The sequence below is a fragment of the Streptomyces sp. NPDC033174 genome, from assembly GCF_055577795.1.
Map to the genome: position 1 here is coordinate 1 of NZ_JBVIPQ010000006.1, position 6,028 is coordinate 6,028.

Sequence of the window (6,028 nt, forward strand, 5' to 3'; positions counted from 1 at the left end):
CCGGGAACAACAACGAACCATCCCGGTGCATCTCATACAGACGGTGCACACCCGTCGTCGTCTCCTCCGTCACACCACGGATCTCCGACGCGAGCTGGGTCCACTTCTGCGGGGACTCGCTGAGGGTGCGGTTGAGGAGACGGAGGATGTGGCCGTACTCCTCGCTGTCCGCGGTGGAGGGGTCCGGGGCGGAGCCGGCCTTCTCGAACTCGACGCCCTTGTGGACGAGGAGGGTGGCGTCACCGCCGTCGTCGAGGATCATGTTCGGGCCGCCGGTGGGGGTGTTCGGCCAGGTCAGGGCCTGCTCCGTGCACCACCAGTACTCCTCCAGGGTCTCGCCCTTCCAGGCGAAGACCGGGACGCCGCGGGGAGCGTCGGGGGTGCCGTTCGGGCCGACCGCGATGGCGGCGGCCGCGTGGTCCTGGGTCGAGAAGATGTTGCAGGAGGCCCAGCGGACTTCGGCGCCGAGCGCGACCAGGGTCTCGATGAGGACGGCCGTCTGCACGGTCATGTGCAGCGAGCCGGTGATCCGGGCGCCGGCCAGCGGCTGCTGCTGCGCGTACTCCTTGCGGATCGACATCAGGCCGGGCATCTCGTGCTCGGCGAGGGTGATCTCCTTGCGGCCGAACTCGGCCAGGGACAGGTCGGCGACCTTGAAGTCCTGCTGGTTGGCGACAGTCGTCATGACTGGGCTGCTCCTCGTGGGTTGGATCGAGGGTCGGTTGGGCGCCGGCACCGCGGCTATGGGCACACGAATGCCCGGGAACTCCCGCGGTGCAGTCGTCGGAGGCCCTCTCTCCCTCGGCCGGTCCGTCGCGGACCGCCCGACCGCCATCAGCAGCGACGTCTGGCTCTGGTCACGAATCTACACCGATCGGTGCGGCGTCATACAGCCCGCCCGGCGCCGCGGCTCGGGGTACTCGGGGACTCGGGCGGCCTGCCGCGTGCGGGCTCCGGGGGGTTTCGAGGACGCGGTGGTCTGTTGCACGATGCCTTGTGGATCGGGAGCTTCCGCCTCCGCCGCGGACCCGGCGGCTGGCAGGAGTCCGAACGAGCCGCGCCACGACTACGCCCACGACCACGATGACGGCGGCGATGACCACGATTGCGCCGAGCACCACGGCCGGGCCAGGGCCACGGCCGACGACCCGCGAGGAGAACGATGTGACCAGTCCCGGGAGCGGGCAGCGGAAGGTGAGGCTGCTCGCCGTGACCGCCTGTCCGACAGGTATCGCTCACACGTACATGGCGGAGAGGCTGGCGCAGGCCGCGGAGGCGCTCGGCGTGGAGATGAAGGTGGAGACACAAGGATCCATCGGGGCCGAGAACGCCCTTTCTGACAACGATGTCACGCACGCTGACGGCGTCATCATCGCGGCCGACAAGGTCGTGGACCGCAGCCGCTTCGTGGGCAAGAGGGTGCTCGCGGTCGGGGTGGCGGAGGCGACGGCGACGGCGACTCCGTCTCCGTCTCCGTACGGGAGGAGACGGAGGTCCTTTCCGGGTACCTGACCGGGCAGACCGTGAAGGTGCGGCTCGCGGCGGACAGCAAGGACGCCGCCATCCGGGAGATGGCCGCGCTGCTCGCGACCACCGGGAAGGTCGTGGACCCCGACGCTCTGGTGCGGGCGGTGCTCGCGCGCGAGGAGCAGGGCACGACCGGTCTCGGTGAGGAGATCGCCATCCCGCACGCCAAGACGGACGCGGTCACGGCCCCTATCGTCGGCTTCGCCCGGTCCGACGAAGGTGTGGAGTGGGGGTCGCTGGACGGTACGAAGGCCCGGCTGATCTTCATGATCACGGTGCCGGAGGCGGCCGCCGGCGACGAACACCTGCGGATCCTGGCCCTGCTCTCGCGCAAGTTGATGGATCCGGGCTTCCGGGAGCGGCTGCGGGAGGCGCCGGACCGGGAGGCGGTCCTGGAGGTCCTCGCCGAGGTCGAGTAGGGGCGAGGTTGAGAAGGCGCGGCCGGGCAGCGGCGAAACCGCGTAAAGGCGAGGCCGGGCAACGGCGAACCCGCGTAAAGGCGAGGCCGGCGTTCACACCCACGGCATGAGGAAGGCCCCCGGCCCCCTGCGTGAGCAGCGGCGGCCGGGGGCCTCCCCCCTGCGTCAGTGGTCGGCTGCGGGCGTGGGGCCGCCCGGGGTCTTCGCCGGGTTCGCGCCCGCCGCGGCCGCCGACTCGCTGAAGATGTCCGGCTCCAGGTAGATGACGCGGGCGATCGGGACGGCAGTACGGATCCGCTCCTCCGCCGCGTTGATCGCGGCCGCCACCTCGGACGCCGTGTCGTCGTGCTGCACGGCGATCTTGGCGGCGACGAGGAGCTCTTCGGGGCCGAGGTGGAGCGTACGCATGTGGATGATGCGGGTGACCGTGTCACCGTCCACCACCGCGGCCTCGATCTTCCTCACGTCCTCGGCGCCGGCGGACTCGCCCAGGAGCAACGACTTGGTCTCGGCTGCCAGCACGATCGCGATCACGATCAGGAGGACGCCGATGCACAGGGTGCCGATGCCGTCCCAGACGCCGTCTCCGGTCGCGAGCGCCAGGCTCACACCGACGAGCGCGAGCACCAGACCGACCAGCGCGCCGAGGTCCTCCAGGAGCACGACGGGCAGCTCGGGGGCCTTGGCGCGGCGCACGAACTCCTTCCAGGAGAGCGTGCCGCGGATCTGGTTCGACTCCTTGATGGCCGTCATGAACGAGAAGCCCTCGGCGATGATCGCGAAGACGAGGACACCGACCGGCCAGTACCAGGCTTCGATGGGGTGGGGGTGCTTGATCTTCTCGTAGCCCTCGTAGATGGCGAACATGCCACCGACGGAGAAGAGCACGATGGAGACGAGGAAGGCGTAGATGTACCGCTCACGGCCGTAGCCGAAGGGGTGCTGCGGGGTCGCTTCGCGCTGGGCCTTCTTGCCGCCGAGGAGCAGCAGGCCCTGGTTGCCGGAGTCGGCGACCGAGTGGACGCTCTCGGCGAGCATCGACGACGAACCACTGAAGAGGAACGCCACGAACTTGGCTACAGCGATCGCGAGGTTGGCGGCGAGTGCCGCCACGATCGCCTTGGATCCGCCTGACGCGCTCATGGATGCAGGAGTTCCCTTCGTTGATGCTGTGACTCCGGTGCCGCCGGTGTTCGACCGCACATTCTTGCATCAGGGCGGGATCAGGCCACGACGGTCGCGCGGAAGAGGGTGCCCGTTCCGGACAGTTCGGCCTTCTCGCCCGCCGGTACGAAGACCGATTCGCCGGGCCCGAGGGTGAGGTCGCCCGCTTCCGGGCGGCCAGAGGTGGCGAGCAGGATCTGCGGGGTCGTGGCGGTGATGTCGAGGGGCGCGGCGCCGGCGGCCAGGACGTAGCGGGAGAGCCGGAACTCGTCGGTGGGGGTGTCGTAGACCTCTTCGCCGGACGGCGACGCCTCCGGGCGCAGCACGCCCGGGTCGGCCGCCTCGAAGCGGACGACGCGGAGCAGCTCGGGGACGTCGACGTGCTTGGGGGTCAGGCCGCAGCGCAGGACGTTGTCGGAGTTGGCCATGATCTCGACGCCGAGGCCGCCGAGGTAGGCGTGCGGGACGCCCGCGCCGAGGAAGAGCGCCTCGCCGGGCTGGAGTTGGACGTGGTTGAGCAGCATGGCGGCGATGACACCCCGGTCACCGGGGAAGTGGTGGGCGAGCCGGGCGTACGGGGCGAGGGCGCCGCCGAGGTGGGCACTGGCGGCCGCCGCCTCGGTGACCGTGGCGGCCATCTCCTCCGGGTCGGCGGTGAGGATCGCGGTGAGGACCTCGCGGAGGGCGGCTTCCTCCGGGTGGGCGTGGAGGAGGTCCACGTACGGCTTGAGGGAGTCGACGCCGAGCGCGGCCATGGCGTCGGCGGAATCGCCCGGGGGGCGGAAGCCGCAGAAACCCTCGAAGGGCGTGAGGGCGCAGATCAGTTCGGGCTTGTGGTTGGCGTCCTTGTAGTTGCGGTGGGGCGCGTCGATGGGGATGCCGGCGCGCTCCTCGGCGGCGTAACCCTCCTTCGCCCGGGCGAGGTCGGGGTGGACCTGGAGGGAGAGGGGGGCGCCGGCGGCGAGGAGCTTGAGGAGGAAGGGCAGGCGCGGGCCGAACCTGTCGACGGCCGCGGCGCCGAGTTCGCGTACGGGGTCCTCGGCGATGACGTCGGTCAGCGGGCCGCGCTCGGACCGCGACGGGGCTCCGGGGTGGGCGCCCATCCACATCTCGGCCTGGGGCTCGCCGGTGGGGGCGAGGCCGAGGAGTTCCGGGATGGCCGTCGTGGAGCCCCAGGCGTAGGGGCGGACGGTGTTGGAGAGGCGGTCCATGCGGCGTTCCAGCTTTCCTCAGGGCGTGGCGGGGGGTTCTGTCACGAGGGGCCGCGGTCGGTGTCGTCGGACTCCGGGGTGGCGGCGGTGGCGGCCGAGGCGAGCGCAAGGTAGACGGCGGCGAAGTCGGTGATGGCGACGAGCTCGGCGAGGGCCTCCAGCTCGGTGCCCTCCTCGGGCTCCAGTTCGCTGATGGCCGTGTCGTGGCTGAGGGCGAGTTCGCGGGCGGCGGGCGCGGCGGTCAGGCTTCCGTCGGCCCCGTCCGGGCGGTCGCGCATGAGCACGATCCGGGCACGCAGGGCCTGCTGCTCGTCGACGCGGTCGCGGAAGAAGTCGTCGGGGTCGGCCCCGGCGGCGTAGTCGCCGACGAGCAGGACGCCGTGGGCGGGGAGCGCTTCGGGGAGGTCGGCGGCGAGTGCGGGCAGGCCGGCCAGCTCGGCCAGGACGGCGGCGAAGCGGCGGCCTGCCGGTCCTGCCGTGACGCCCTCGGTCCAGATCAGCGGAAGGGACTGGGTGAGGTCGGCGGCGAGTGTCTTCGCGGGGTTGCTGTACGTGGCGGTGGCGGGGCCGCAGCGTTCGGCAGTGCGGTCGAGGCGGTCGGCGACCTTCTCCAGCATCTCCGGGGGCGCGGCGAACAGGCCCAGCCGGTCGATCAGCGCGAGGAGCGGCGTGAACAGGGCCCACAGGGCGCCGGGGCTCGCCGCGGGCGTCTCCAGCGTCTCGTCGTACATCTCGTTCGGCGGGGTGGCCATGGGCACGGCCAGGCCGTGGGAGTCGGCGACCGCCGACATCAGCGGAGAGGTCTCGGGGGCGACGGCCACGACGGTGACGCCTCGGCGGTACGCCTGCTCGGTGAGGAGGGCGAGGCCGGGCTCGGAGCCGTCGGTGGTGACGACGAGGAGCAGGTCGAGGGAGCCCGCCCAGCCGGGGAGTGCCCAGCGCAGGGCGCCCGCGGCGGGGGCGACACCGGTGGGATGCAGCCGGGTGACCGGAGCGGCGGCGCCCGCGAGGGCGGCGATCAGGTCGGCGACGCCGGTGGCGGCGGTCCCGGTGCCCGCGACGAGGACGGCACGGGGGCGGCCCTCGGGCCTGAGGTCGCCGATACCGGCCTCGGCGGCGTGCCGTGCGGCGGTCCGTACCCGCGCGCCGGCCTCGGCGGCGCCCCGCAGGAGACCGCGGTGGTCGGCACGGGCCAGGGCTTCCGGGTCGTCGAGCAGCGACTCGTCGAGCATGGGGGTGGGGCCTCCGATCGCCTCCGCGTGCGTTGCATGCGCTACATGAACGTGCGTACGCCGACGGGGGTCACTCCGGGCGGCGGGCCTCGTCGACGAGGAGGACGGGGATGCCGTCGCGTACGGGGTAGGCCAGGCCGCAGTCCGCGCCGCCGCAGATCAGCTCGGGGGTCTCGGCTGCCGTGCGGTCGTTGAGCGGCGCGTGGCAGGCGGGGCAGGCGAGGATCTCCAGGAGGCCGGCTTCGAGCGGCATGGGGTTGTCCCTTCGAACGATGGGTGTGGCGGTTGGGGTTGGGCCAGGTCAGCCTACCGCCGGGGGGCGGGGGGCGCGGCTCGGGTGAGGTGCCCACCGGGCCGGTGGGCCGCCCGTGCGGGGGGGGGGGGGGGGGAAAACCCCCCCCCCCCCCCCCCCCCACAGCCCCCCCCCCCCCCCCCCCCCCCCCCCCCCCCCCCCCCCCCCCCCCAAACACCTCCC

At 72.5% G+C, this 6,028-nt stretch carries 6 protein-coding genes and 1 pseudogene; 2 read left to right on the forward strand and 5 right to left on the reverse strand.

Features of this window, described 5'->3' with window-relative positions; all coding sequences use genetic code 11:
• A partial coding sequence (locus ACZ5VC_RS19825; RefSeq protein ID WP_469121336.1) for an adenosylhomocysteinase occupies positions 1-685 on the reverse strand: 685 nt, incomplete at its 3' end.
• 560 nt (positions 686-1,245) lie between these two features.
• Here ACZ5VC_RS19825 and ACZ5VC_RS19830 point away from each other — a divergent pair.
• Positions 1,246-1,512: a PTS fructose transporter subunit IIB gene (locus ACZ5VC_RS19830; RefSeq protein ID WP_469121719.1), complete on the forward strand. Its 267-nt coding sequence runs from the start codon at positions 1,246-1,248 to the stop codon at positions 1,510-1,512.
• Positions 1,491-1,946: pseudogene (locus tag ACZ5VC_RS19835) on the forward strand (PTS sugar transporter subunit IIA); the annotation flags it as partial. The gene ACZ5VC_RS19830 and the pseudogene ACZ5VC_RS19835, both read left to right, overlap by 22 nt.
• Positions 1,947-2,111: 165 nt before the next feature.
• Here the strand turns inward: ACZ5VC_RS19835 and ACZ5VC_RS19840 are convergent.
• From ACZ5VC_RS19840 to ACZ5VC_RS19855, 4 genes are all read right to left on the reverse strand, one after another.
• On the reverse strand, positions 2,112-3,089 hold the full coding sequence (locus ACZ5VC_RS19840) for a cation diffusion facilitator family transporter (protein ID WP_469121337.1): 978 nt from the start codon (positions 3,087-3,089) through the stop codon (positions 2,112-2,114).
• An 80-nt stretch (positions 3,090-3,169) separates the two neighbouring features.
• The gene (manA, locus tag ACZ5VC_RS19845) at positions 3,170-4,321 is read right to left on the reverse strand and encodes a mannose-6-phosphate isomerase, class I (RefSeq protein WP_469121338.1); all 1,152 of its coding nucleotides are present in this window, start codon (positions 4,319-4,321) and stop codon (positions 3,170-3,172) included.
• A gap of 41 nt (positions 4,322-4,362) precedes the next feature.
• Positions 4,363-5,553, reverse strand: a complete 1,191-nt coding sequence (locus ACZ5VC_RS19850) for an SIS domain-containing protein (protein WP_469121339.1) — start codon at positions 5,551-5,553, stop codon at positions 4,363-4,365.
• Between the two features lie 70 nt (positions 5,554-5,623).
• Positions 5,624-5,806, reverse strand: a complete 183-nt coding sequence (locus ACZ5VC_RS19855; protein ID WP_468714610.1) for a Trm112 family protein — start codon at positions 5,804-5,806, stop codon at positions 5,624-5,626.
• Positions 5,807-6,028: the final 222 nt, after the last annotated feature.